Below are 25,220 nucleotides of genomic sequence, written 5' to 3'. Positions count from 1 at the left end.
AAACTCAACGAAATCATAAAAATCAATTTAATCTGTGGTCAAAAAATAGGCCCCGGCGCTAACCGGGGCCTTAACTCACACACACTAAACCAAACTAAAAACTATAATACTTAAACCAATTAATCACGGTCACGATCCCAACGGTGGTAATGATGGTAACGGTAGCCGCCACCGCCTTCTACATAACATCCTGAAGTTACCGATACAAATGCTGCTATAATTAATGCGAATGCAAAAAATCTCTTTTTCATGGCGTTAAAATTTTAATGTCAACACCTCAATTTGCCGGTGTTTGTATATAGGACGCTTTAAAATTGAAAAGGATTAATATGGAAGAAGAATATCTGCAGGCAAACGCTCCTTAATCGGTGTAATCATCAAACAATCAGTGTAATCATCAATTCAGAATTAATATATTTGGTCAACCAATAGCAAGATCCCAATGAAAAAAGTAGCCTTTTTAATTCCCTTAACACTAATCGTATCGATCAATTACAATTGCCGGGCACAGGTCATTGATCAATACGGCGACAATGTGGGTACCCTGAATGGCATCATGAAAGCCTATTATGATGTGGTTACTGTTAAAAAAGGCGAAAAACCCAGTTACCAGCGCGACAGCAGCCTGCATGTACCCAATGTAAATGTGGGCTGGGCAACAAAATCAAAAGGCGGTAAAACGGTTATCAAATATGTGAGTTTGAAAGAATACCACCGCCTGTCTGACGAGTACCTGGCGTCAAAGGGATTTGATGAACGCGAAATCTCCCGCAAGGTGGAAAAATTCGGGGCCATTTATCATGTATGGAGCACTTACGAATCGCGCAATACCAAAACCGGCCCTATAATTGAGCGCGGCATCAACAGCATTGAATTGTTTTACGATGGCACCAGGTTTTGGATATTGGGCTGGTTTTTTGATGGTGAACGAAAAGATAACCCTATCCCGAAGGAATACTTAACGAAGTAGGTTTATAGGCTCCCGGGCACGGGTGCCAAAACAACCAAAAATATTTAAATCTTTACTTTTTTTTAGAAGCTGTCTAAAAACAACATCAATCCTTCATTGCCGTTGGCTTCAGCCAACGGGTTGCGATAAATTAAAGGCTTTCGGCTTTAGCCGAATAATTTGACCTCCAGGCATTGCGGTAATTTTGGCTAAAGCCAACATCTTTACCCCTGATATCCCGTTGGCTGAAGCCAACCGCAATGAATTTTCGTTTGCAGCAATTTCTCTGAATCATTCAGGCTGCTGCTTACAACAAGCGTTTCATTCCCAACAGCTTTTGGGTCTCCATTCTTAAATCTTGTTCATTGGCGGCATTTACATTCACCAGGCTAAATTCGCCTTCGCCCTTCAGCGCCTTCCACCGCCAGTCGAACTGGTTGATGGTGCGGCATTTTCCGTTATCAAACCACCACGATGAATAAATAAGGTCCTTCCCTTTATTCATTGTTCCTATATAAATCATGGTGCCTTTTATGGTCTCCTGCCTGATCACATTAAACTCGTATCCGCTGCCCCGCCAGCAGATAGATGGATCGTGCCCCATTGCATAAAACTCGGTCGGTTTAAAATAGATCAATGATTTTTTGTCCTCGAATTTAATTACCCCGGTTGGCAAAATCTCCCGATGGTATCCGGGTAAACTATAGTTCCGGTCTGGCAGGCGATTAAACGGTGTCTCGGATACGCGGCAGCCTGCAAAAATAACCATCCCGGTTAAAAATAAATTAACTGACCAATTGGCACGTGCCTTTACTTTTGAATCATGAACCAACCCGGGTACTTTCAACCTGCTAAAAACCCACCGGATCAGCACCAGCAAGGGTATCACTACATAAACCGTCATACAAAGCAAGCCGTTAATTTCGTGCAGCGGGTTTTGCGGCATAATACTGAACATGACCAGGATGATGATGCGGAAAAGATTTGATACGATATTTAATGCCAGTGTCGCAAGTAAAATCCCCGCAGTTATAATTGATTTTACAGGTTTGCCGGTAGTGCGCTGATAATAAGCAACAATAAAAAGCGCGATAAAAAAGGATACTTCCATCATATTTAAGCCGGCGCATGCCGGGTCAACCGAAAACTCGGCCCTGCCAAGTGTAATGATATTGCCGGCGGCACTGGCGTGTGCGCCTGTAAAATTCAGCAGCCACGCCGTCACTTCCGTCAGCTTCAGGCGCACCGGGAACTCAATAAAACCCGACCAATATTTATAAAGCGGCGAAATTACGAGCATTAAAAACATAAAGGGGTTATTGATGCGGCCGAGGCTGTTTTCAATCATCAATAAAACTACGCCAATAAGTACCAGCCCAAAAACGGTGCGTACCGGCACAAAAAACACAAGCACCAATAAAGCCAGCACGGGTATAACCAGGCGCTTTGAAAAACAGCCCTTTTCAACCGTTAAAATATAAGGGGCAAGCAAAATACCTAAGTACACGTTTACATCAACAATGTAAAAGGGCGTCACTACAAAAAACATTACCAAGCAAATTACAACCAGGCCCGTGGTAAAGTAGCCTGGTTGTATGGCCCTTAATTTAAGGGCCATCATTTAACATTTAGTTTTATGCGGGGTTTATAAAGCAGGTAAATAACCACACATGCGGTTAACAATATCAGCAGCCATTCGCGGGGCTCGGGTACCGATCCGGACGATTTTGTGGATGCATTTTTCAAGCTGTTTTCGTTATCAGTAATGCCAAAACGTTGGTAATCCTGCTGTGTTTCCAAAACGATGAGGCTTGATGCCGGCGACACCACATAGGCTTGTTGCGCTTCGTTAATAATATCCTCGTTAATGCTTTTCGGCGTAAAATAATTAGCGGCTACCTTCCTCATAATATCATTATAGGCAAATAACCGCATCAGGTGATCAGGTGCTTTTGAAACTGCCGCCCCGGCAACTGAAGCGATTTTAACCCCGGCATGCCCGATCACTACTGTCGAATCGTTCTCCTGCTGCACAGCATATCGCTTCTTCTGTAATAACTGGTTCAAATCGTCAACACTGCCCTCATCATAAATAAATGTCCGCAGTTCTTTCAATGTTTTTAAATAGGGCGACAGGTCTCCGCCGATATTAAACAGGTGTATTTTGGGAGCAGTTTGCATGTACGTTGTCAGGCTTTTGGAAAACTGGCTATCACCCAGGTCCTGCAAATTAGGTGATGCTGCAGTGCTTTTGGAAATGATGAGCGATTGCTGCGGATGGTGTATGGCCTGTATCGGAAACAAGCTGAAGTTAAGGGCTTTACTTTGCTCATACGCAGTATTGATGTTGTCGTTAGTCACCCGCACCATTTCATCCTGGTAAATGTAAACCTCCCGGTTTTTAACAGCGTTCCAAACCTGCATCAATTCGTCTTTGGTCCATGAGCTGTTTAGGTCGAGGTAAATTTTCGCGGGATCAAAGTTTTCAAAATGCTTATCATATTCGCTCATTTGGTAGCTATGGTGATCGAAAGAAAAGGCTTCCGTGTCTAACTTAGGCGCTTTGAACGTTGTTTCCCAATAAGGCTCATAGCCTCGCTCACATTTATAGGTGTTGATCTTGTCAGAGGTAAAACTCCCTGGCAGATCAATCCCCGCCGGGGTTTGCGAAAACTCCAGCACAACGCTCTCGTCGGCATGGCTGGCATCGGGGCCGTCAAAATAAATATCCTCGTAACTTAAATTGCCGCCGGTTTTTTTTAAGGGCGAGGTTATACCGATTTTAAAACGCCGGTTTTCATCGGGCGTACAAGGGAAAATCCTTACGGATACCGTGTTGCCTTCCTGCCAGTGAATTACCGATGGATCGTGATTTTCTACCCCGACAATTGTTTTGTAAGCCGAATCTGCCAATCCTTTGGTGGTAAGCTTCGCTTTTTCCTCTTTATTATCTATCCAGAGCGACAGCGACGTAACCACCGAACCTTCGGGCAAATGGAATGTGTAAATGGCCTCTTGCTGCGGTCTCCAGCTTTTTGGCGCCATATTATTGCGGATGCTTACTATCTTTTCGGTATAGGCCAGGCGGTATTCGGGGAAGAATTTTACATGGCTGATCACGTTGCTGGTTTCCAGCTTATCACCGGCCCACAAACGTTCCTGCGCCTGTTGCCGCGAATCGTACATCGATTCTAAAACTTTTATTTTATTATCATCGTCCAGATCGCTGCGGCCGGCAAACAGGCTGGCAATAACCACCAGCGGGTCATGCTTTTTTTGCTCGTCGAACGAATGGTTTGGCATGTTCCATTCAAAAAATCTATCCGCGTCGGGCACATGATAAACCAGGTTTGTTTTCAAAATTTCTTCAGCGATCCAGCCTTTAGGGATATGCTGCGCCACCGAGGTCCAGGCAGGCAAGGTGCTTTCACTAATGATGTGATTATTTACCGACCGGTTAGCCTGCACATTGATGTGCCGCCATTGAACAGAGTAAGCGCCCGCCAATACCAGCGGCAAAATCACCCCGGCCACAGCCGGATACCATGACCTTTTGTTAACACCCACATTTTTTAAAATAATGCGGACATTGTAAACAGATAAAACCAGCGGCACAAAAGCATGTAAGGAAACACCAATAGCTAAGACGCCGATTAAACCAAAGCCATAAATCGGCACCAGGTATATACTTAAATAAATAAACAGCACTAAGCTTGCGCCCAGCAAAAACATAACTGTTGCTGAAAGCACTTTATTTAATTGGTTAATGAAGGCGGATGCGATGAGTGCAAAGGCGGATAGCAACAGGTAGATACATAACCACCAGGTGGATTGATCGAAAACATCCATACAACGGTTAAGTGCATATGCGCTGATGAGCAGCAACAGCATGTATAAAACCGCACAGGGCTGGTTAGCTGTAAATAACTTCCACCGATATTTTACAAACAGGATAACCAGGTATGCGATCGCGATCATGTAATTGATCATAAAAAAACCAAAGGCCGGATCGTCTCCCGAATTAAGAATAGTCAATTCGCCCAACATAAATACTGCGAAAGAAACGGCCAGCAGGATTAAGCCTGTTACAAATGTTTTGTTTTGAAGAATAGGTTGTTCAGTTTCCATATTTTTTAATTAAAGTACTTTGCATTTCAAAGTGATTATATCAAAAAAACTGCGCAAGGCGGATTGTCTATTTGAATAAAAGTACTTTGAACTACAAAGTAAATAAACGCATTTTATACTTGCAAACTTTCGGCGAAATAAATCTTCATAAACAAAGGCAATTTGCCCAAATGGCTTTTATGTCCTACCTTAGGTTTTTACAACTGACCCACAAATGAAAAAAATAAGCTTCCTGTTCATCCCCATAGCTGCACTTTTCAGTTGCCAGCAAACAAAAACCACACAACCCAAAATATCCGGCGATGCCGCCTTTCAAAAACTTTCGGATGATTTCCTGCTGGGTTATCTCAACTGGCGCCCAGGCAATGGCGTTGCGCTCGGCTATCACCAATACGACGGGAAAGTAACGGACCTGGGCAAGGAATCATTGGGCAAAGAACTGGACCGCTTAAAAGATTACGACCAAAAACTGGGCGCTACAGACACTACCAGCCTGAGCCCTAAAATGTTTTATGATTACCGCATATTACGCTCGGCCATCAAAAACGAGATTCTGAATTTTGAGGATATGGGCGCCTATAACAAAAATCCCATGACGTATGCCGAAGCAGTGGATGTGAGCATCTATATCAAACGCGACTTCGCCCCTATCGAGGAGCGGATAAGTTCTATCATCGCTATTGAAAAAAATGCGACGAAAGTTTTCGCGGCAGCAAAAGAGAATTTAAAGGACACCCTTGCAAAACCCTACGTTGAAACAGCCATACAAATAGCCCAGGGTACCACGGAGTTTTTAGCGGGTGACCTGAAAGTGGCCCTTAAAGATGTGAAGAACGACACACTGATGAAAGCCTTTAATGCGGCCAATAAAACCGCCATTGATGCCATCAACGCCTATGCAGCCTGGCTAAAAAAGGAAAAATTGCCTAAAGCCAATAACAACTACGCCCTTGGCGAAGCCAGCTATAAAAAAATGCTGCTGTACAGCGAGGGATTGACCATATCGCCCGAAAAAATACTGGCCATTGGCCTCGCAGAACTTAAACATCAACAGGATGTGTTTAATGCTGCTGCCAAAACGATCAACCCAAATAAAAAACCTGTTGATGTGTACCACGACCTGCAAAAGGACCACCCCACTGCCGAAAACCTGATACCCGATGTGAAGAAAAATGTGGAAGCCATCCGCAAGTTTTTGACAGATAAAAACATTGTGACCATGCCGGCCACCGTAAATTTAAAAGTGACCGAAACGCCGCAATACGCACGGGCCACCAGCACGGCTTCAAATGATGACCCCGGTCCGTTTGAAACGAAAGCAACAGAAGCTTTTTATTATGTAACCCCGGTTGATGCTAAATGGACGGCACAGCAAAAAGAAGACTGGCTGCGCCAGTTTGATTATTATACCACAGATAATGTGACCATACACGAAGCTTACCCGGGCCACTATACCCAGTTTTTGCATTTAAATGCTTCGGATGCCACACGGATTGAAAAGATCTTTGGCAGCTATGCCTATGTTGAAGGATGGGCACACTACTGTGAACAAATGATGGCCGATGCGGGCTATGGCCACAACGGAGATACGGTACTGGCAGCTAAATACCGCCTGGCCCAGGCAGGCGATGCACTGTTGCGCCTTTGCCGGCTGTGCGTTTCTATAAAAACTCATTGCCAGGGCATGAAGCTTGACGCTGCTACCAAATTTTTTATGGATAACTGGTACCAGGGCCAAAAACCATCGTACCAGGAGGCCCTGCGCGGCACCTTTGATCCCGGCTATTTGTTTTATACCATTGGCAAACTGGAGATACTGAAACTGCGTACGGATTACCAAAAACAGGAAGGCGCCAATTTCAGCCTCAAAAAATTTCACGATGAAGTGCTGAACCATGGCATGCCGCAGGTAAGGCTGCTGCGCGAAGTGATGCTGAAGGATAGCAGTACATGGAAAGAGGTGCTTTGATTTCGGATTTAAGCAAATGCGGATTGCGGAATGCCGATTGCGGAATTATAAACCCATTGTCATTTCGACCGTAGGGAGAAATCTTATACGCTTTGCATCCGGACTGTGCAGGCGGTAATATCAGTTGTATAAGATTTCTCTCTTTCGTTCGAAATGACAAAAAAACATATAGTTTAAGCGCCAATTACTTTTACTATCAACCTTTTCCGCATCAACTGCGTTATCAGAAAAGACGCAACCACTACCGCAAATATCCATTCATTATACTTAAAAAACCAATATACAAAAGGGCTGCTTATTAAAAACCATTCGATCAATAGCTTTAAAGTCAGGTAGTTTTGGTTATATACGACCAAGATCAAGTCGAGAAAAACAATCAGCACTACAAATAACCCCCAAAAGATCATCCCGTATAAGCAAACAGAAAATAATGATGCCAGGATTGCCTGGATGAAATTGGGAGACGAATCCGAATTAAGCGAAATTATAACACAGGTAAAAAAGGTCGTTATAAACAGTCCGCAAATATTTATCCAATTTGTCAGGAGGATTTTCATTTGCTATTTTTGAACTGCAACCAGGTTATTTAACAGGCTCGGGCTAGTGATCACTCAACTTTTGCAAAACGCGTTTCTCAGGTGGCAATGCCATGTATTTCTTGTAACTGTCATTGATATAAGCCGCCATTGACGGGCCGTTATTATTGGTTACAAATGCGTAGCTGGGCCGGTAAATCGTCATAAAGTTCTCCAACTCCTGCCCTTTCAGCGGCACAATGCTGCCTACGTAAGCCCGTGTAAATACGGCATCAATATGGCGTTCCTGTTCTTCCTTTACAAAATATTTTTTTAGCCGGCGTGCATCCTTACCTTCTTTACTGAACCAGGATGATGGCGACATGATATAAACCTTGCTCTTCTCATATATTTCGGGATATTCCTTGTGCGGATCAAACATCTGGCGGGTTGAGCTGATATTTACCTCGCGCAAGGCAATGGTTTTAACTACCAGGCTGATCTTTTTGGGCGTAAGGTCTACCACATAAAGGGTATCTGAAACATAACCCGGAGAATCAAAGATCAGCAGGTGGCCGGCCTCTGTTTTGATCTCGAAGTTGCCATTTTTATCCGCTATGGTGTATTGCTTATTATTTTTATCGTGAATAAATACATTATCGAGGCGGATATTGCTTCCGTTTTCGTAAACAGTGCCCTTTAAAGTGGTTTGGGCTTTAACAAAAAAAGCCAGGCTAAATAGCATGGCAGTTAACAAGCAGATCTTTTTCATGGGGTAGAGAATTATCCTGTTAATTTAACTCTTTTTAGTGAGAAATAGTTTTGTTTTTTAAAGATTAGAGGTTATCGATTGGAGGTTAGCAATGTTTCTTTACATTAAAACAACTAACCTCTAATCTCTAACCTCCAATCACTAACCTCTATTTCTTCCAAACATTATTATCCGGGTTAATATCCGGTAAAACCTTGTCAGGATCGTAAGTAACCGATTCAATTTCTTCTGTAGAAGGATAATTGAATGTCCACGTGCTGTTGCGTTCCCAAATCTCTACCGGCAGGGTTATCCTGCTTACTTTGCCGCTGGTGGTTTTAATTTCGAGGATCACAGGCATCGCCATTTTCTGCAGGTTATCAATTGTGATGATGGATCCTTTTGAAGGGGTGTCGCTCACATATTTCACGTCACGAACGGCCACATCCAGCTGCCAGTTGTTCAAAAACCAGCCGCGCCAGAACCACTGCAGGTTCTCTCCAGCTGCGTTTTCCATCGAGCGGAAAAAGTCATCGGGTGTGGGGTGTTTAAATGCCCATTTGTCAATATAGTTCCTGAAAGCAAAATCAAAACGTTCCGGGCCTAAAATTTGCTCGCGCAGCATGGTTAAGCCCAGGCTAGGTTTAAAGTATAAAAGGATGCCGGTATTTTTTTCTTTTAAATTAGCGGGCTGACTTAAAATAGGCTCCAGGGCCGGATTTGTTACTATTCCCGCCATCCGGTGCATATCATTACCCCTTTTGTTTTTGTACTCGCCATTATTAAAATCGGCTGTTGACAGCGTATTGATGAACGTATTAAAACCTTCGTCCATCCAGCCATACAGGCGTTCGTTTGAACCTACGATCATCGGGAACCACGTGTGGCCAAATTCATGGTCGTTAACGCTCCATAAACTTGCTTTCCTGGCCTTGTATCCGCAGAAAACGATGCCCGGGTATTCCATCCCGCCGGTGATCCCTGCAACGACTGTAGCATTTGGGTAAGGGAACTCAAACCATTTGGCCGAGTTAAATTCTATCGATTTTTTAACATATTCGGTCGACCGGCCATAGGCGTCGTTGCCATCGCTCTCTACAGGGTAGGCTGAAATGGCCATTGCCTTTTTACCGCTTGGCAGGTCCATTTTGGCGGCATCAACTATAAACGAAGCAGAAGCGCCCCATGAGGCATCGCGGGCATTTTTGATCACAAAGTGCCAGGTCAATTCGGTTTTGCCGGCCGGGCGCGATTTCGGATCGGTAACTTCATCCGCTGTTCTGATCACAACTGTTTTTTCGCTATTCTCCGCTGCTTCCCAACGTTTTAATTGCTCAGGCGTATAAACTTCCTGCGGGTTTAGTAATTGCCCGGATGCTACTACAATATCTTTTGCAGGCGCGGTAATTTTCAGGTCGAAATCGCCGTATTCCAGGTAAAATTCACCCGGGCCGGTATAAGGAATAGTATTCCAGCCGGACACATCATCATATACGCACATGCGCGGGTACCACTGCGCCACCTGGAAGATCTTTCCGTTTTTGGTTTGCTGGATGCCCATACGGTCCGACCCGTAATCAGGCGATACGAAAGAATAGTCAATTTTCAATTTTACAACACCACCGTCCGCAGTAACTTCTTTTGGTAAAAAAAGCTGCATCCGGGTGTCTGATACCGAATATTTAACATCGGTTTCGGCCCCTTTCGCGCCTATAAGTTTGATGGATTTTATTTTAAAACCGGCATCAAAATCCTGCCCGCGGCCCCAGTTACGGCTGCCTGTTGGCGGCACAATGGCTGTTCCCCTCGAGTCAAGTTTAAAAAGGTTTTGCTCCAGGTTCATCCATAAATAACCCAGTTTTTGGGGGCTGTTGTTGGTATAAGTTAAAACTTCGGAGCCGGTAATTTGATTTGCATCCTCGTTAAGGGTAGCCGCTATCTGGTAATCGGCGCGGTTTTGCCAGTATTTGGGGCCCGGCTCACCGTTTGCCGCCCGGTATTCTGTGCCGTTTTTGGTATAAAACGGCGGACCGAAAGTTTCGTGGTAATCATAATTAGTAGTTGGCTGGGCCGGTTTAGCCGCATCCTGTGCATGGGTAACACTAGCCACCGTCAAAAAAGCCAGTGCAAATCCGGCAATCAGGTTTAATTTCATTGTTAAATAATTTGGTCAGTTACAAAAAGCAAGTATAGGATAATTTAGGGAAATGGCCCGGCAGGTAAAATAATTGTTACGTGGGTGGGTTGATTAGGTTGAATAAGTTGGATTGAGTTGATTAAGTTAAAACGGGGAACTAACTTAATCAACCTAGTCAACCCCTCACCTAATTAACTGGCCGCAGGCCCCTTCATCAAACCCAAAAAACAAAAAGCCATCTTTTTCAATTACCGGGCGTTTGATCATGCTGGTTTTTTGCTGCAGGAGTTTTAGCGCGTCTTCTTTGGTTTTGATGCTTTCCTTTACTTCCGGGGCAAGTTCCTTCCAGGTGAGGCCCTGTTTGTTCATAAACTTTTCGTAACCGGCTTTGCTATCCCACTCGTGCAGCTTTTCGGCGCTGATGCCCAGCTTTTTAAAGTCGTGAAACTCATAATCTACTTTATTGGCTTTTAGCCAGTCGAGCGCTTTTTTTACTGTATTGCAATTGGTGATGCCGTAAACTTTCATGCGGTAAAGATAAGAGCCAGGAATCAAGACAAAAAATAGTGACGGAAAAAAGCTTTAAAAAGGTACAATCCTGAGGCAAAATTTCATTCCCTTAATCTTGCCGGCTCTCATTTCTTGACTCTTGACTCTTGGCTCTTGACTCTTGGTTCTACACGCTATCCTCCCGAACCACCGCCTGATTTGCCACCGCCCTTGGTATCATCGTTATTAATGCCGTGCTGGTTCTTTTTGATCTCACTGTTTAGTTTACCTATCTTATAGCTAAACCTAACGGCAAAAGTCCGGTATGGATCCTGGTTTAGGGAATATTGATAATATTGGGCAGTTGTGGTAGTAGAGGTATTGTTATGGTACTTGGTCTCAGGGTTGTTTGCCACCAGGGAAATGGTTGCCTTTTTATTTAAAAACTCTTTAGTTAACACCAGTGAATTATAAATAAAGGCGCTTGAATGCCCTTGCAGGTTAACATCCCCGCTAAAAAATCCGGCATCGATGCCGATCCTGAATCCGTTGTCGAACTTGTAACCGGCGTTGGCGAATGCGTTGCCGGTAAAACCGCTGTTTTGGTAAAATTGCCCGTTATAAGTACCGCGAAGCCATATTTTAGTGATAAACCCGTTGAGGCTAAGTGAAAGTTTTTTGGTAATATTTAAGTTGGTGTTAACATTAAGGCCGAGGCTACTGTTACTGCCCAGGTTGCGGTATGTAGTAAACGTAGTATCGTGCGGGTTGATGATTGCAGTATCCCGCCTCAGGCTTGACACATTCTGGATGGAATTATTGGAGAACTGGTAGCTAAGGCCAATGTTAAATGAACTTGCTGCAAAATTACTGTAGTTCAATTCAAAGGTATTGTTTAGTTCAGGCCGCAGGTTGGGATTGCCTGTGCTGATGAATAGTGGGTTAGAGGTATCCACAAAGGGGTTTAACTGAAAGATGCCCGGCCGCTGGATGCGCTGGGTAAACCCAAAGTTGTAGCTGCTGGTTTTAAAACTGCGCTGTATGGATACGGACGGGATCAGGTTATTATATCCCTGGTTGATCGTCGCGTTAACTGTTGCAAAATCGCCGTTGATACTCGTGTGCTCAAGCCTTAAACCCGCTTTTGCTGTCCATTTATCAAATTTAAACTGGTACGAGTTATACAAGCTGTAAACATCTTGCTGGTAACTGAAAACATCAGTGTACCTCGGGTTAAAAACATAAACATTTGTTGCCGAGTCGCGGTCAGACCTGTTAAAGTTGCTAAAGTCATTCCTAAGGATTGCCTTGGCCCTGCTTCAAGCGTTAATATTTTAAACGGCTGGGCATAGTCAATCTGAAAGGTATGCGCTCTTTCGCCCTGGTTATTGTACTGCATAAAGTCGGGCAGGTCGCTCTGGTAATCATTTACCCTTTGCGAAAACGTATTGTTGCTGGTGTTTATGCCCGGCGAAAAGTTGAATTTGTACGATAGGGTTAACAACTGGTCCTTGTTGCGCTTAAAGCCGATCTGGTAGTTTATGGAAGCATCCAGGCCGCCGAACGTATTGTAGCCGGATGTTTGCTGCTGATACTGTTGGGAAAGCGTACCATCGTTATTAAAAGTACTGGAAAAAAGGCTGCCGGTTTGGTTCTGCCTGCCGTGAAAATCTTCGAAGGAGGCCGTCAATAAATTAAGGCTGTCAATCTCGTAGCTTAATTCCGCCTCAGCATAATGGTGGCCAAACTGGTTACTGCCCGTACCCGTTTGGGTTGTGCTCTGGCCGCCAAAAATTTGCTGCACATTACTGTTTCCGGCAACAAAAGCATTATTATTGCTTCCGCCCGCAAACATGGTTAAGCCTAATTTACCCTGTTTGGCACTTCCCTGTACGTTAAGACCCGGACCAAAAATACTGTTGTACCGACCGCTGATATTGGCGGTATAGCCCTGGTCGGCATTTTTTTTGGTAACAATGTTAATGATGCCTGCCAGCCCCTCCGCATCGTATTTCGCGGGCGGGGTAGTGATCACCTCTATCCTTTCGATATTGGTTGCCGGCATTGAACGTAACACATCCGATGGGTTTTTGGCCACGAGGGCCGACTCTTTGCCATTTACCAGGATCTTATAGTTGCCATTACCTTTTAGTTTGATATTATCATTGGCATCAACTGATAATAACGGCACCTTGCGCATCATATCCAGCGCGGTGAGCGCCTTGCTTTCGGGATCGGCCTGTACGTCGTAACTGATGCGGTCAACCTCCCGTTTCATGATGGGCCTTACAGCGGTTACTGATACTTCGTTTAATTGCTTGCTTGCTGCCTGCAAAAATACTTTCCCGACATTCAGTTCAGCATCTTTTCCGGAAATATTGATGGTTTTGTTTTTATAGCCGATAGATGCCAAAACCAGCTGGTAAGCCTTACCAGCCGGGGCTATTAACTGAAAACTGCCGTCGTCTTTGGTAAGGCCCGCTTTTATTGATTTTTTCGAGGTGGTATCATACAGTGCCACAGTAACATAACCCAGTGGCTTGTTGGCTGCCGAGTCGATGGAGATTCCCTTCACCGTTAGCATTTGTGGGGTGGTTTGGGCACGTATTCCGGCCCACATAAAGCAGCAAAATGCCAGCAGTAAAAGTTTTTTCATAATTTTTGGTTGGTATTTTCCGGCTAATTGACGCCGAAATTAATAGAAGTGTGACGAACTACGCCGTTGATTTAACACCTTTTAACACTATTTAACTAAAATATTAGTTTTGTAACGGGGTTGTTACTTATTATACCTCGTCATGGTCAGTTCAGTGCCTGTCGTAGCAAAACTTTTGATCATTTCTATCGGGCGGTCAATCAAGGCGGGGCGTTCGGGCAACTCCTCTTTGCAACAATGGCTTCAAGCAAAAACGGCCAGAACTAATTCCGGCCGTTGATATATCCTTTTTCTTATTTCTTCAAATGATCAGGGAAAGGATGTTTGCGCATGAATTCCTTTGCGCCTTCCACCTTTTTTACAAAAAATGGATCATTAGCGTGACTTCTGACTTTATCGCTTACGATAGCTCTGCCGTATCCAGTCTCAATGACTTCTGCCTTCTTATCTTTTGCTGACATAATATCCCTTTTTCCTGATTTTCTTATTTCAAATATACTTATTTATCTTCTTTTTACCAAAAAAGCATCATAATTGACACCCATATGAAATGGCTGCCATTTGCCATTTTTCTCGCCGTACACATCGAAATCTATATTAATTTCCCTCCATAGCCTTGCTATACCCATCTGATAAAGTCTTGTTCTTGATTGTGTGCTTCCAGTAGCAAAAATCCAATGGTTTCCATAATGGTCACAGAATTCGTTTATAGTGTTAGCGACAGTTGCGAGAACAGTGTCCCTATCCTGGTTATTGCTTATTACATCATCGTAAACTATACCTGTTTCGACATCCGCATCGCCAAAAGATAAATTGTACATCGCAGGATTATCCTGAATCTTTGTGTACATAATTACTTTTCTAATCCTACCCTTAGGTCCATCGCTATAAAACTCATAATCCTTAAAATCATTACTGGCAAAATAAGGATAACGTTCTAAATTCATTTAGTAATGATTTTCCGCTTAGTATTGATTTTCAAACATAATAAATTATTGCATCCACGTTATTTTGATTTGAAGTAATTCTCTTACTTATTATACCTCGTCATGGTCAGTTCAGTGCCTATCGTAGCAAAACTTTTGATCATTTCAATCGAGCGGTCAATCAAAGCGGGGAGTTCGGGCAGTTCTTCTTTATCAAAGCCATTCAGCACATAATCTATCTGCCGGCCTTTAGGGAAATCGTTACCTACGCCAAAGCGCAGGCGGGCATATTCGTTATTGCCAAGGGTGGCTTCAATGTGTTTTAGTCCATTATGGCCGGCGGCGCTCCCCTTAGGTTTTAAACGCAGGGTGCCAAACGGCAGGGCAATATCATCTACCAAAACCAACACATTTTCAACAGGCACTTTCAGCGTTTTCATCCAATAGCTAACCGCTTTTCCGCTGTTGTTCATATAGGTAGTTGGTTTGATAAGGTACAGGGTACGGGCCTTATGGTTTACTTCGCTGTAATAGGCCAGGCGGTCGTTATAAAACTTAGCGCCCTCCTCTTTTGCAAACGCATCCAGTATCATAAACCCAATGTTATGCCGGGTATCGGCATATTCGGGCCCTATGTTTCCTAAACCAACGATGAGATATTTCATTTTTTAGTTCATGGTTCATGGTTCATGGTTCATGGCTTTGGAGGCAATGGGTAAATGAACACAAACTTTCAAATTATAAACGCGAAGATATTAATTAAAATAAAAACAGCGATAAGTAAAAACCTATCGCTGTTAATTCACTAACCCACTTTTGTTCCCCCTTTAGGGGGTTAGGGGGCCTGAAATTATTTTTTACCTGCTGCAGCTTCCTGTTCAGCCTGGCGTAACGCACGTGAAGTAGTTACAGATACAATGGTATCTTCTTTTGCATTGGTGATCACTAATTTGCCAACGCTCAGGTCGCCAACTTTTACTGATTTACCAACTTCCAAAGTTGCAATGCTTACTTCAATAGCATCCAAATGATCTTTTGGTAACGCTTTGATACGCAGCTTGCGTAATTTTTGTACCAGTTTACCACCAGTTTTAACACCTGGAGAAGTTCCGGTTAATTTAACAGGGATCTCGATAGTGATCGGTTTCTTTTCATCCAGCAACAAAAAGTCAACGTGGATGATCTGCTCAGTTAATGGATGGAACTGAAGATCTTTAATGATCGCCTGTGATTTTACTCCGGCAATTTCTAAGTCGATGAAATGAACCACCGGTGTATAAACAACGGGTTTCAAATCAGCTGCGGACACTGAAAAGTGGGTTTGGGTAGCCCCACCGTAAAGCACTGCAGGCACAAGGCCTAAATAACGCAGTTCTTTAGCGTCACGTTTCCCTACGTTCTCTCTTGGAGAACCGCTAATAGCAATTGATTTCATTTGATTTTTAATTAAGTCCATGGTCGATGGTCCATAGACCATGGTATTGTATGTATTATTTATTTGTATTCTTTTCAATTTTTGCCATGGACTATCGACCACGGTATATTTTCTGTATGCAATTCAATTTCTTCCATGGACTATCGACCATGGACCATGGACTAAAAACTAATCTACTTTAAACAACTGGCTTATTGAGCCGTGTTCGTTTACATTCATTATCGCTTTGGCAAACAGGTCGGCGGTGCTTAACACCCTGATCTTGCTGCTTTCCTGTTTAAGCGGGATCGTATCGGTAACAATCAATTCAGTTAATACCGAATTCTCTATCGTCTCGTATGCTTTGCCTGATAATACCGGGTGTGTACAAACCGCGCGGACGCTGCGTGCACCACGCTCCATAATTAATCCTGCTGCTTTTGCCAGTGTACCGGCAGTATCGCAAATATCATCAATCAGCACAATATCCTGATCGGTAACATCACCAATCAAAGTCATTGATTCAATTTCATTGGCGCGTTTACGGCGCTTATCGCAGATCACCACTTCCGCATTAAAATATTTGGCGAAAGAGCGGGCCCTGTACGAACCACCCATATCGGGCGAAGCGATGGTTAAATTACCCAGGCCAAGCGCTTTAATGTATGGTACAAATATGATGGAAGCATCCAGGTGATCAACCGGGATATCAAAAAATCCCTGGATCTGCGCGGCGTGCAGGTCCATCGTCATGATGCGGTTAATGCCGGCCGCAACCAAAATATTGGCTACCAGCTTTGCACCTATCGCAACACGCGGTTTATCTTTCCTGTCCTGTCGTGCCAAACCGAAATATGGAATAACAGCAGTTACATAATGGGCAGATGCACGGCGGGCGGCATCCGTCATCATCAATAGCTCCACCAGGTTGTCTGTTGGCGGGTTGGTGCTTTGGATCAAAAATACATCGCAACCGCGTACCGACTCATTAAAATGGGGCTGAAATTCGCCATCGCTAAACCGGGTTAATACCACATCGCCAAGCTCATGGCCGTACGATTGCGCAATATTTGCAGCAAGCTCCTTGGTACCCGAGCCTGCAAATAATTTAACGGTATTAAATTGTAATGGCATTTTTTGATTTACGAGTTACGAATTACGATTTCAGAATTTTGTTTTGGCACCGAAATTCGATTTTATAGCTTTCTTAAAAAAGAATTTCGGATTTAGATTACCATTTCAAAAAATCTGAAATCGTAAATCGTAAATCCGAAATATAATTCTTGTTGCCCGACCAGGATTCGAACCTAGACAAACGGTACCAAAAACCGTCGTACTACCTTTATACTATCAGGCAATCTCCTCAGGACAGTTATCCTCTCCAAAAAGGAATGCAAATATAGGAGGATTTTTTTGAAGTTAAAAGGTTTTTTTAAAAAGTTGTAAAAACGCAGTTTTTACAGGAACGCATACCCCACCGATAAGCTCAGCGCCCTGTTTTTAACTTCCGAATTATTCCCGCTATAGATGTTTTTCAAACCAAGGCCATAATCAACGCTAAACAACAGGCCGTTGTGTAATGAAACGCCCGCCAATGCATTTAATCCCAAATCTGTCCTGCTAAAATCATCCGGGTTGCCAAAGTCTATTTTGCTGGACCGGTAAGCAGTAACGGCCCCATCTGAGATCGTAATTAGTCTTCTTCCACCCGATATGGCAAGCCCGTAATATGGCCCTCCGCCAAAAAACACCTTAACAGGCCCAAAAGGAGTGCGATACAAAACGTCTACAGGTATCTGCAAGTAGTTATACGTTGCCTGTCCTTTAAGGGTAACAACGATCGGCTGCGGCTGAGTTTCGGTGAACGTCGTACTGGTGTTATAACCATATGTGGTAAAAAAAACACCAGTCTCAATAACTATTTTATTAAATCCAAAATCGCCAAATACGCCGCCTTTAAACCCGGAATAACTTGAAACAGTTGAAGTTGTGGTGCCAAGATCGGCAGTCGACTCATTCCACCCGGCTTTAATGCCAAATTTTAAGGTTTGTGCAAATAATTGCTGCATGGCAGCGCTCAAAAAAATTAGAAGAAGTATTTTTTTCATGATAAGTTTTATATAGCACTAAAACAGCATAAAATTCCTTTTATTATTAAAAACTAAAAATTTAGTTTTTAATCCCGGAAAGAAAATACAGTCACAATCCTGAAAGTGTGGTCGTTAAAGAATAGCTGCATAAAAAAAGCTGCCTTTTTTGGAGACAGCTTCCTTTTGTGTGTAAGGTAATGCTTAATCCTCTATCACCACGCCCATCGCACAGAATTTGTTGATGCGGTCTGTTACCAGTTCATCAACATTCTTCTCTTTCAATATTTTAAGGTCTTTTAACAGTTGTTTTTTTAGTGTAGCTGCCATGGCAACGGGATCCTGGTGTGCGCCGCCAAGGGGCTCTTTAATCACACCGTCAATCAGCTTATTTTTATACATCTCGGTAGATGTCAGCTTTAAAACTTCGGCCGCACGCTCTTTATTTTCCCATGTTTTCCAAAGGATAGTGGAGCAGTTTTCTGGTGAGATCACCGAATACCAGGAGTTTTCCAGCATCATTACCTTATCGCCTATGGCAATGCCTAATGCACCGCCTGACGCTCCTTCACCTATGATCACACAAATGATGGGCACCTTTAAAACAGACATTTCCAGCAAATTGCGGGCAATGGCCTCGCCTTGTCCGCGCTCTTCAGCTTCAAGGCCGGGGAATGCTCCGGGAGTATCAATCAATGTAATAACCGGTTTGTTGAATTTTTCGGCCAGTTTCATCAGCCTTAAGGCCTTGCGGTAACCTTCGGGGTTGGGCATACCAAAGTTACGGTATTGCCTGTCCTTGGTATTTTTGCCTTTCTGGTGACCGATAAACATAGCAGTTTGCCCGTTAATGGTGCCGAAGCCGCCTACAATTGCTTTATCATCGCCTACGGTCCTATCGCCGTGCAGTTCGATAAAATCATCGCACATCAACTCCAGGTATTGCAGGGTATAAGGCCGCTCAGGATGGCGCGAGATCTGCACTTTTTGCCAGCCTGTAAGGTTGGCATATATTTCGTGGCGGGTTGTTTCCAGCTTATTTTCCAGCTCGGTTATCGTCGCCGACATATCGAGCTTGTTTTTATCTTCAACCTGTTTCACCTTTTCGATCTGCTGCTGCAGGTCGGCAAGGGGCTTTTCAAAGTCAAAACTTATCTTCATATATTTAACTTTCTTGGGGGCCGCTAAATTAACTAAAACTAATGTTATTTTTTAATTAGCTTTATGTAAAGCTTCACTTTATGCCCGCTTCACCTAAACTGCGAAGCATTCATGAACACCTTAAATAAAATAGCCGTGAATAATCCTCTCCAAAGGAGAGGACTTTTTTTCATATATTTCAGTTGATTTTTCGCATTCTTTAAACCCTCTCCCCTGGAGAGGGCGGGGTGAGGCTCCTGCTTAATTAGCTTTATGTAAACCTTTAAACCACTTTAATTGCTGTGGTGTTAAAAGGCCGTGGGTAGCCAAACAAGCCTGTAAAATCGCGTTCCTGAGCTCTCCCTGGTACAATCCATACCTGTTGGCATAAAAGATCAGCGAGCCGTTATCCAGCCGGTGGTACCTGAAAATACTGTCTAAAGTCCGTTCATTATTGATGATGATCAACCCCATTTCCAGCTTTTTCCGGTGTAATTCTTTAGCAATAGCGCTTATTTTGCTTGCCTGCACTGCACTCAAACCCAATTCTTCTTTCAGTTTCAGCACGTTGTCAGGCAGGGGATAATTATTCAATTCAGCCGCTAATGACATCCCCGAAATATCGTCACCGCTGATAAGCGCATTGTATTGGGCATCATTTAATGTCTTTAAAGGGGAGTGTTTTAAAGTGCTGTCGGCAGTAGATTGCGCCTTGGCATTACTATAGAATAGGATTATTATTACTATAAGTAAAAATTTCTTCATAGGGCACGTTCTTTTAAATTGCAAGTATAGGGTTTGCTGATTAAAACAAATTTTAATTTAAGCCTATCAACCAAAAAACCATTAAGATTGTTTACCTACAGCTTAAAAAATATCTTTTTTCGATACAGAAAGTAGCACATCCCCCATTCCAACCCAAAAACACAAATGGCGGCTACCAGGGCTTTTATTAAGTCGCCCGCGTTAACCCAGCTTAAAACACCATTGGATATAAATGTAATATAGGCGGTAAACCACCTGTCGCCCACGATCTCAAAAAACAGGTAGATAAACAGCGAATTCATACCCACTATAGTAAAAAAAGTTAAGTGTTTGCGGTGAGCCTTGATATCGATCCACCAATACGAAAGCGCTAAAAACCATAAACACCAGCCAAGGGAGGCCAGGGTAAATGAGCTGGTCGCGATCCGTTTGATAATGGGTGTAATACCAAATTCATCCAAACCAAAACCAATAACAAGGCAAATCAATCCCCATAAAAGTAAAGTCCGGAGCTTGTTGTTCCCGTTCAGTAACATTTTACCTACCAGCGCACCTGCAATGGTATGTACAGCGGTAGGGATACAATTGATAGCCACCCAGCCGCCCTTGTTGATTTTATGCATCAAGATCGTATCAATGTAGTTGCCAAAATTATGCTGATCGGTAAACGGCATATCAAAACCGGGAACATGGGTAAACCGGTATAAAACTTCGGTAAGTATCAACAGCCCTATACAAACGCCGATCTGCGCCAGGTTGCTCCACCTGAAGATCAGGAATGCCACCAGCGTTGTAAATGACAATTGGGTAAGCACATCCCAAAGTTCAAAGCTTAACCCTTTCGGCCTTACCGCATAATCAAAAACGCCCCAAAAGAATAGTAATGCACAGCGCTTTAATGTTTTTTTGAATGATTGACTCCATGTTACGCCATTTGCCCATTGTTTATTGAGCGAATAAGCCATGGAAACACCGGCCATAAACATAAACGCCGGCTGTACCAGGTCCCAAAAATGGAGACCATGCCAGGGGTGGTGTGTGAATTGGATAATGAAATTATTAAACGCGGTTCCTTTGGAATAGTTAAATAAATAATCATAGATGCCGGTAGATTCGATGGCGAGCAGCACCATGATAAAACCACGGAGAAAATCAAGCGAAAGCAGGCGCCCGGTGAGCGGTGCCGGAGTGTGGGTTGAAGGCATTGTAAACGAGGTTTAAAAATTATTTCAAGGTAAGAATTAAAAATAAGTTTGGCCTAAAGTTTATATCAGTGTGAAACGGTTCAAATTGCACTCTTTGGTCATTATTTTTACATTTGTATTGGAAATTCAATTAAAAGCATACCCAATTAAGTTATAGCAAAAGTATTAGTGAAATCAGACGAACATATTTTTAAGACCAGGCCTGCTTATTTTTTTCTTGTATTGATGCTATCCGTTGGGTTATTTTGTTTATGGGGTGCTTATTCCTTTTGGACAAGTTCATCAGATGCAAATTCAAATACAGGTAATACAACCACATTGGTGATTAGGGTGATATTTGCAGGGGTCATTCTTCTTTTTGGATTAATGGCTTTATGGCTAGTTATAACATTCAAAGTTTGTTACCTGACTGACACGGAATTGATAATTAGCAGGCCCTTTATATTTTTCAGGCGGGTTGTGCCGAGGGCCAATATCAGTAATATTTCAGAAAAAGACAGCCAAATAGACATAGACAGAACAGGGTTTTCAAGGAATATGGTAAAGATCGGCGAAACAGCTATTTTGTTGCTTAAGAACGGGAAAAAATTACAGATAAGCAGCGTAAACATTGGCCGGTATCACGAACTGATAAAAAAACTCAAGCACCGCTAATGCGATTTAAAACATTTTATTTACCCGAAATTCCTTATAGTTTTCAGCTTTAACCAAAAGAAATATGAATATTCATCCACAGTGGTTTTTGATTGATAGCGAGCAGGCTTATGATAAAGCAATTGCCCGGTACGAGGAAGTTAAGCGCTCGCCCAAAAACACCGATGAGCATAGAGAAAAAATGCTTTTAGTACATTTAATTGAAAAGTACGAAAACAGTCTTTGGGATTTTCCGGAAGTTGACCCAATACAAATGATCAAAATCCGGATGGACGATTTCGGGTATAAACCATCCGATTTGGCAGCCGCTTACGGTGACAAAGGCACTGTTAGCAAAGTGCTCAACTATAAACAGGCGCTGTCACTAACCATGATCCGGAAATTCAGTCAACTTTTGAGGTTGCCGGTTGATGCGCTTATAAAGGAGTATGCTTTAAAAACAACGTAAAGACGCAACTCACTATTCACCACTCACTATTCACCCCCATCATTTCCCAAACCTTTTCAGCGTAAAGTAAAAACGGCTGCCTTCGCCAATTTCGCTTTCAACGCCTATTTTGCCTGCCTGGGCTTCAATAAAGTCTTTAGCGATAGCAAGACCCAAACCTGTCCCGGTTTGCTCGGTAGTGGCGCCGGGCACTTTAAAATACCGGTCGAAGATGCGCGACAGGTACCGCTGGTCGATCCCGCGGCCATGATCCTGTACCGAGAACTCGATCTCATCAGCCTTGTAGATCTTTACTACCAGGTCAACAACAGATTTCTCATGGCTGTATTTAATGGCGTTTGACAGCAGGTTGATCAATACCCAGGTTGTTTTGTCCAGGTCGGCCTGTACATCGGGCAAACTTTGGTCGCATTGCACATTAATCGTAACCTGTTTTTGTTCGGCCGTTGTTTTCAGGGCCTTAACTGCGTAGTCCACAATATTGCCGGGATGCGTTTTGCCAAAATTCAATTGCAATTTACCGGTCTCCACCTGTGCCATATCCAATAGTTCACCGGTTATCTGCAGCAGCCTGCGCGCATCTTCATCAATATTTTCCAGCAATTGCCTTTGTTCGGGGTTTACCGCGCCTATGCGGTCGTCCTCAAGCAATTTCAGGCTCATTTTTATGGAAGATATCGGCGTTTTTAACTCATGGGAGATGGTGGCTATAAAATTGGTTTTAGCATCATCCAGTTGCTGAAATTCAGTAATGTTTTTAAGGATGATCACTCTTCCAATTACCTTATCATTGTTTGTTACCTCCAGCACTTCTTTATTATAATAACTTTCGCGCCCGTCGGCAAATATTTTCATTTTCTGCTGATCGCTGATCAAAAGGTTCCGCAGCAAGTCGTTCTCCTGTGAGAGTTCGGGCGCCGAGCGGCCGGTAAGGCCCTGTTCAGGAATGCCGATCATCGTGCAGGCCACTTCGTTGGCGAAAATAATGAACGACTTTTCATCCAGGCCTATAATGGCATCGTGCATGGAGTTGATAATAGTTTCGATCCTTTTCTTTTCAAATAAAATACTGGCCAGGTTGCTGTGTTCGTATTCATCCAGCTTGGTCGTCATGGTATTAAAAGCCTGCCCCAGTTCGCCAAACTCATCATTCGATTTAAAGTTGAGCTGCTGGTGGTAGTTCCGGTTCGAAACTTCTTTAATCCGCTCCGTCAGTTCCTTTATCGGGTTGGCAATATAGCCGGGGAAATTAACCACAAAGCTAAAGGCCACCAAAAACAGGAACGAACCAACAAAAGCCACCAGCAATGTAGCTTCATTTGCTGTCCCTTCCGCTCTCTCATACTTATGCTCTATAGCGTTCATATTCAGCTGCATGATGCTATACAGAAGACGCTTCATATCGGAGTGAAGTCCTGCGGCTGCCAGCTGATTATTGCGCATTTTCTTAAGTTCCTCAAATTTCCGGCGTAATGAATCCGTGAGTTCCTTTTCGCCGCGTTCTGTTATATTGTGTTCCTGTTTCACCAGGTTTTCCTCAATGATCTTTATCTGCCGGCTACCCAGCTCGCCCGGACTCGCGTCAACGGCAGCACCCATATTCTTAGTAAACGTTACGGTTTCGTAATTATCTTTCAATATATTTTTTGCATCGGCCGAAAGACGGTTAAGATAATAGATAGACAAACCGCAGCATATTAAAGCCAGCAGGAATAAAAAGCTGATGCCGATCCGGAGTTTATTTTTAATAGTCATTATGATAGTATTACAAGATCAATATGTGTTTTTGACATTTTATTAAGCAATTGGGTAAAAACAGCGGTTTTCATTACCAACTGGTAGAACTTAAAGTGTGGCTTGCCGAGACAAATAGTTGTCACGTCGTATTTTTCGGCAGTTTCCCATATCGTTTTGGCGATGTTATTGCTTTTCACCTTCAAAACTTCGGCGCCCAATTGCGTGGCTAACTTAAAGTTATTGATGAGGTGGCGCTGCGACGCCAGGTTTATTTTATCGCTGCTTTCGTTGGATGTTTGCACATACAGCAGGAACCAGTTTGAATGGTAATAAGATGCCAGCCGCGCTGTTTTGCGGATGATGATCTTTGCTGATTCCTCGTTGGTGCTGATGCAGGCTAAAAATATCTCGGGGCGCAATTTGATGTTTTTTGGCACCTCGGTATTAATTTTCCGCTCTACCTGGTTGGCAACTTCCCTTAATGCCAGCTCGCGCAGCTGCAGGATCCTTTCTGCCTGGAAAAAGTTATTTAAAGCCTGCTGGATTTTTTTCTCATCATAAATTTTTCCCTCCTTCAGGCGGTCAACCAGTTCGTCAGCAGTAAGGTCAATATTCACTACCTCATCGGCCATCTGCAATACCTTATCAGGGATGCGCTCATTGATGGATGCGCCGGTAATCTTCTCCACCTCTTCGTTCAGGCTTTCGATATGCTGTATGTTAACTGCGCTGATCACATTGATGCCGGCATTTAAAATATCCATTACATCCTGCCAGCGTTTTTCGTTTTTACTGCCCTCAATATTGGTATGGGCCAGTTCATCAACCACTACCACTTCGGGCCGAAGGTTGATAATGGCGTTCAGATCCATCTCTTCCAGCTCTTTGCCTTTATAAAAAAGCTTACGCCGCGGAATGATAGGCAATCCTTCCACCAGGACTTCAGTTTCCCTGCGTTTATGCGTTTCGACATACCCGATCTTAACATCAATACCATTGCGTAACAGCGTACGCGCCTCCGTTAGCATGCGGTAAGTTTTACCAACACCGGCACTCATGCCAATATAGATCTTAAACTTTCCCCGCCTTGATTTTTTAATCAACTCGAGAAAATGCTCAACCGACTGCTCTTTATTTTCGTCGTTCATTGTATTAGTTTAAGGTTGATTAGGTGAGTAGTTGATTAAGTTTAATTTTCGGATGGGCTTGCAGTACTCCGTTTAAAATATTTGCAGCAAAATTAACTCAAT

Annotated in this window: 24 protein-coding genes and 1 tRNA gene; 4 read left to right on the top strand and 21 right to left on the bottom strand. The window is 43.3% G+C overall.

From position 1 onward, the window contains the following. Window positions 1-119: 119 nt before the first annotated feature. Window positions 120-251 (bottom strand): hypothetical protein, encoded by a 132-nt coding sequence (locus MgSA37_RS29355; RefSeq protein WP_260146977.1) that lies wholly within the window; start codon window positions 249-251, stop codon window positions 120-122. A gap of 191 nt (window positions 252-442) precedes the next feature. Between MgSA37_RS29355 and MgSA37_RS04885 the strand changes: the two genes are divergently transcribed. After that, on the top strand, window positions 443-970 hold the full coding sequence (locus MgSA37_RS04885; protein WP_096350111.1) for a hypothetical protein: 528 nt from the start codon (window positions 443-445) through the stop codon (window positions 968-970). Between the two features lie 130 nt (window positions 971-1,100). Here MgSA37_RS04885 and MgSA37_RS28095 read toward each other — a convergent pair whose 3' ends face one another. From MgSA37_RS28095 to MgSA37_RS04875, 3 genes are read right to left on the bottom strand one after another with little or no spacing between them, the layout of a single operon-like run. Next, on the bottom strand, window positions 1,101-1,244 hold the full coding sequence (locus tag MgSA37_RS28095) for a hypothetical protein (RefSeq protein ID WP_157750438.1): 144 nt from the start codon (window positions 1,242-1,244) through the stop codon (window positions 1,101-1,103). Window positions 1,245-1,256: 12 nt separating this feature from the next. After that, window positions 1,257-2,570 carry an exosortase N gene (gene xrtN / locus MgSA37_RS04880; protein ID WP_096350110.1) on the bottom strand — a complete coding sequence of 438 codons (1,314 nt, stop codon included), beginning with the start codon at window positions 2,568-2,570 and terminating at the stop codon, window positions 1,257-1,259. Next, window positions 2,567-5,077: an XrtN system VIT domain-containing protein gene (locus MgSA37_RS04875; protein WP_096350109.1), complete on the bottom strand. Its 2,511-nt coding sequence runs from the start codon at window positions 5,075-5,077 to the stop codon at window positions 2,567-2,569. Before MgSA37_RS04875 ends, xrtN begins: the two co-directional genes overlap by 4 nt. A gap of 214 nt (window positions 5,078-5,291) precedes the next feature. Between MgSA37_RS04875 and MgSA37_RS04870 the strand changes: the two genes are divergently transcribed. Then, window positions 5,292-7,046, top strand: a complete 1,755-nt coding sequence (locus MgSA37_RS04870; protein ID WP_096350108.1) for a DUF885 domain-containing protein — start codon at window positions 5,292-5,294, stop codon at window positions 7,044-7,046. A gap of 173 nt (window positions 7,047-7,219) precedes the next feature. Here the strand turns inward: MgSA37_RS04870 and MgSA37_RS04865 are convergent, their stop codons facing one another. The 15 genes from MgSA37_RS04865 to MgSA37_RS04800 form a co-directional block, all read right to left on the bottom strand. Further along, complete coding sequence (locus tag MgSA37_RS04865; RefSeq protein WP_096350107.1) at window positions 7,220-7,603, bottom strand: hypothetical protein; 384 nt, start codon at window positions 7,601-7,603, stop codon at window positions 7,220-7,222. A 43-nt stretch (window positions 7,604-7,646) separates the two neighbouring features. Next, window positions 7,647-8,333, bottom strand: coding sequence for a peptidase associated/transthyretin-like domain-containing protein (locus tag MgSA37_RS04860; RefSeq protein ID WP_096350106.1), 687 nt, complete (start codon window positions 8,331-8,333; stop codon window positions 7,647-7,649). A gap of 148 nt (window positions 8,334-8,481) precedes the next feature. Beyond that, a complete protein-coding gene (locus tag MgSA37_RS04855) occupies window positions 8,482-10,467 on the bottom strand; it encodes a M1 family metallopeptidase (RefSeq protein WP_096350105.1) in 1,986 nt (661 codons plus the stop codon). A gap of 165 nt (window positions 10,468-10,632) precedes the next feature. Further along, a complete protein-coding gene (locus MgSA37_RS04850; RefSeq protein WP_096350104.1) occupies window positions 10,633-10,977 on the bottom strand; it encodes a Spx/MgsR family RNA polymerase-binding regulatory protein in 345 nt (114 codons plus the stop codon). A gap of 155 nt (window positions 10,978-11,132) precedes the next feature. Then, on the bottom strand, window positions 11,133-12,242 hold the full coding sequence (locus MgSA37_RS04845; protein WP_096350103.1) for an outer membrane beta-barrel family protein: 1,110 nt from the start codon (window positions 12,240-12,242) through the stop codon (window positions 11,133-11,135). Between the two features lie 1,645 nt (window positions 12,243-13,887). Next, window positions 13,888-14,055, bottom strand: a complete 168-nt coding sequence (locus tag MgSA37_RS28550) for a hypothetical protein (RefSeq protein ID WP_172885293.1) — start codon at window positions 14,053-14,055, stop codon at window positions 13,888-13,890. 42 nt (window positions 14,056-14,097) lie between these two features. After that, window positions 14,098-14,541, bottom strand: coding sequence for a DUF6934 family protein (locus MgSA37_RS04840; RefSeq protein WP_096350102.1), 444 nt, complete (start codon window positions 14,539-14,541; stop codon window positions 14,098-14,100). 83 nt (window positions 14,542-14,624) lie between these two features. After that, the gene (gene pth / locus MgSA37_RS04835) at window positions 14,625-15,185 is read right to left on the bottom strand and encodes an aminoacyl-tRNA hydrolase (RefSeq protein WP_096350101.1); all 561 of its coding nucleotides are present in this window, start codon (window positions 15,183-15,185) and stop codon (window positions 14,625-14,627) included. Window positions 15,186-15,370: 185 nt separating this feature from the next. Further along, a complete protein-coding gene (locus MgSA37_RS04830) occupies window positions 15,371-15,955 on the bottom strand; it encodes a 50S ribosomal protein L25/general stress protein Ctc (protein ID WP_096350100.1) in 585 nt (194 codons plus the stop codon). A gap of 168 nt (window positions 15,956-16,123) precedes the next feature. Beyond that, window positions 16,124-17,068 (bottom strand): ribose-phosphate pyrophosphokinase, encoded by a 945-nt coding sequence (locus tag MgSA37_RS04825; RefSeq protein ID WP_096350099.1) that lies wholly within the window; start codon window positions 17,066-17,068, stop codon window positions 16,124-16,126. Between the two features lie 152 nt (window positions 17,069-17,220). Continuing rightward, a tRNA-Gln gene (locus MgSA37_RS04820) sits at window positions 17,221-17,291 on the bottom strand. Between the two features lie 100 nt (window positions 17,292-17,391). Further along, window positions 17,392-18,042 (bottom strand): outer membrane beta-barrel protein, encoded by a 651-nt coding sequence (locus MgSA37_RS04815; protein ID WP_096350098.1) that lies wholly within the window; start codon window positions 18,040-18,042, stop codon window positions 17,392-17,394. A 183-nt stretch (window positions 18,043-18,225) separates the two neighbouring features. Then, a complete protein-coding gene (locus MgSA37_RS04810; protein WP_096350097.1) occupies window positions 18,226-19,182 on the bottom strand; it encodes an acetyl-CoA carboxylase carboxyltransferase subunit alpha in 957 nt (318 codons plus the stop codon). 240 nt (window positions 19,183-19,422) lie between these two features. Next, window positions 19,423-19,926, bottom strand: coding sequence for a hypothetical protein (locus MgSA37_RS04805; RefSeq protein WP_096350096.1), 504 nt, complete (start codon window positions 19,924-19,926; stop codon window positions 19,423-19,425). 95 nt (window positions 19,927-20,021) lie between these two features. Then, window positions 20,022-21,131 (bottom strand): acyltransferase family protein, encoded by a 1,110-nt coding sequence (locus tag MgSA37_RS04800; RefSeq protein WP_172885292.1) that lies wholly within the window; start codon window positions 21,129-21,131, stop codon window positions 20,022-20,024. A gap of 168 nt (window positions 21,132-21,299) precedes the next feature. Between MgSA37_RS04800 and MgSA37_RS04795 the strand changes: the two genes are divergently transcribed. Together MgSA37_RS04795 and MgSA37_RS04790 are read left to right on the top strand one after the other, a co-directional pair. Continuing rightward, window positions 21,300-21,785: a hypothetical protein gene (locus MgSA37_RS04795; RefSeq protein WP_096350095.1), complete on the top strand. Its 486-nt coding sequence runs from the start codon at window positions 21,300-21,302 to the stop codon at window positions 21,783-21,785. Window positions 21,786-21,849: 64 nt separating this feature from the next. Then, window positions 21,850-22,233: a helix-turn-helix domain-containing protein gene (locus MgSA37_RS04790; protein ID WP_096350094.1), complete on the top strand. Its 384-nt coding sequence runs from the start codon at window positions 21,850-21,852 to the stop codon at window positions 22,231-22,233. Window positions 22,234-22,272: 39 nt separating this feature from the next. On the opposite strand, the gene MgSA37_RS04785 is transcribed toward MgSA37_RS04790, so the two are convergent. Both MgSA37_RS04785 and MgSA37_RS04780 read right to left on the bottom strand, forming a co-directional pair. Then, entirely contained in the window at window positions 22,273-23,988 is a 1,716-nt protein-coding gene (locus MgSA37_RS04785; RefSeq protein WP_096350093.1) for a HAMP domain-containing sensor histidine kinase, read from the bottom strand. Then, window positions 23,988-25,118, bottom strand: a complete 1,131-nt coding sequence (locus tag MgSA37_RS04780; protein ID WP_096350092.1) for a histidine kinase — start codon at window positions 25,116-25,118, stop codon at window positions 23,988-23,990. The genes MgSA37_RS04785 and MgSA37_RS04780 overlap by 1 nt, the downstream gene beginning before the upstream one ends. Window positions 25,119-25,220 lie beyond the last annotated feature (102 nt).

Source organism: Mucilaginibacter gotjawali (assembly GCF_002355435.1).
Classification (GTDB): Bacteria; Bacteroidota; Bacteroidia; order Sphingobacteriales; family Sphingobacteriaceae; genus Mucilaginibacter; species Mucilaginibacter gotjawali.
The sequence above is the reverse complement of the archived record's forward strand: the minus strand, read 5'-3'. Positions and strand labels throughout refer to the sequence as shown.

Coding starts and splice junctions, on each gene's coding strand:
- MgSA37_RS04815 (WP_096350098.1), bottom strand. CDS start 18,042: ATGAAAAAAATACTTCTTCTAATTTTTTTGAGCGCTGCCATGCAGCAA.
- pth (WP_096350101.1), bottom strand. CDS start 15,185: ATGAAATATCTCATCGTTGGTTTAGGAAACATAGGGCCCGAATATGCC.
- MgSA37_RS04830 (WP_096350100.1), bottom strand. CDS start 15,955: ATGAAATCAATTGCTATTAGCGGTTCTCCAAGAGAGAACGTAGGGAAA.
- MgSA37_RS04785 (WP_096350093.1), bottom strand. CDS start 23,988: ATGACTATTAAAAATAAACTCCGGATCGGCATCAGCTTTTTATTCCTG.
- MgSA37_RS04870 (WP_096350108.1), top strand. CDS start 5,292: ATGAAAAAAATAAGCTTCCTGTTCATCCCCATAGCTGCACTTTTCAGT.
- MgSA37_RS04800 (WP_172885292.1), bottom strand. CDS start 21,131: ATGCCTTCAACCCACACTCCGGCACCGCTCACCGGGCGCCTGCTTTCG.
- xrtN (WP_096350110.1), bottom strand. CDS start 2,570: ATGATGGCCCTTAAATTAAGGGCCATACAACCAGGCTACTTTACCACG.
- MgSA37_RS04885 (WP_096350111.1), top strand. CDS start 443: ATGAAAAAAGTAGCCTTTTTAATTCCCTTAACACTAATCGTATCGATC.
- MgSA37_RS04840 (WP_096350102.1), bottom strand. CDS start 14,541: ATGAATTTAGAACGTTATCCTTATTTTGCCAGTAATGATTTTAAGGAT.
- MgSA37_RS04790 (WP_096350094.1), top strand. CDS start 21,850: ATGAATATTCATCCACAGTGGTTTTTGATTGATAGCGAGCAGGCTTAT.
- MgSA37_RS04850 (WP_096350104.1), bottom strand. CDS start 10,977: ATGAAAGTTTACGGCATCACCAATTGCAATACAGTAAAAAAAGCGCTC.
- MgSA37_RS28550 (WP_172885293.1), bottom strand. CDS start 14,055: ATGTCAGCAAAAGATAAGAAGGCAGAAGTCATTGAGACTGGATACGGC.
- MgSA37_RS04810 (WP_096350097.1), bottom strand. CDS start 19,182: ATGAAGATAAGTTTTGACTTTGAAAAGCCCCTTGCCGACCTGCAGCAG.
- MgSA37_RS04780 (WP_096350092.1), bottom strand. CDS start 25,118: ATGAACGACGAAAATAAAGAGCAGTCGGTTGAGCATTTTCTCGAGTTG.
- MgSA37_RS04825 (WP_096350099.1), bottom strand. CDS start 17,068: ATGCCATTACAATTTAATACCGTTAAATTATTTGCAGGCTCGGGTACC.
- MgSA37_RS04860 (WP_096350106.1), bottom strand. CDS start 8,333: ATGAAAAAGATCTGCTTGTTAACTGCCATGCTATTTAGCCTGGCTTTT.
- MgSA37_RS29355 (WP_260146977.1), bottom strand. CDS start 251: ATGAAAAAGAGATTTTTTGCATTCGCATTAATTATAGCAGCATTTGTA.
- MgSA37_RS28095 (WP_157750438.1), bottom strand. CDS start 1,244: ATGATTCAGAGAAATTGCTGCAAACGAAAATTCATTGCGGTTGGCTTC.
- MgSA37_RS04855 (WP_096350105.1), bottom strand. CDS start 10,467: ATGAAATTAAACCTGATTGCCGGATTTGCACTGGCTTTTTTGACGGTG.
- MgSA37_RS04875 (WP_096350109.1), bottom strand. CDS start 5,077: ATGGAAACTGAACAACCTATTCTTCAAAACAAAACATTTGTAACAGGC.
- MgSA37_RS04805 (WP_096350096.1), bottom strand. CDS start 19,926: ATGAAGAAATTTTTACTTATAGTAATAATAATCCTATTCTATAGTAAT.
- MgSA37_RS04865 (WP_096350107.1), bottom strand. CDS start 7,603: ATGAAAATCCTCCTGACAAATTGGATAAATATTTGCGGACTGTTTATA.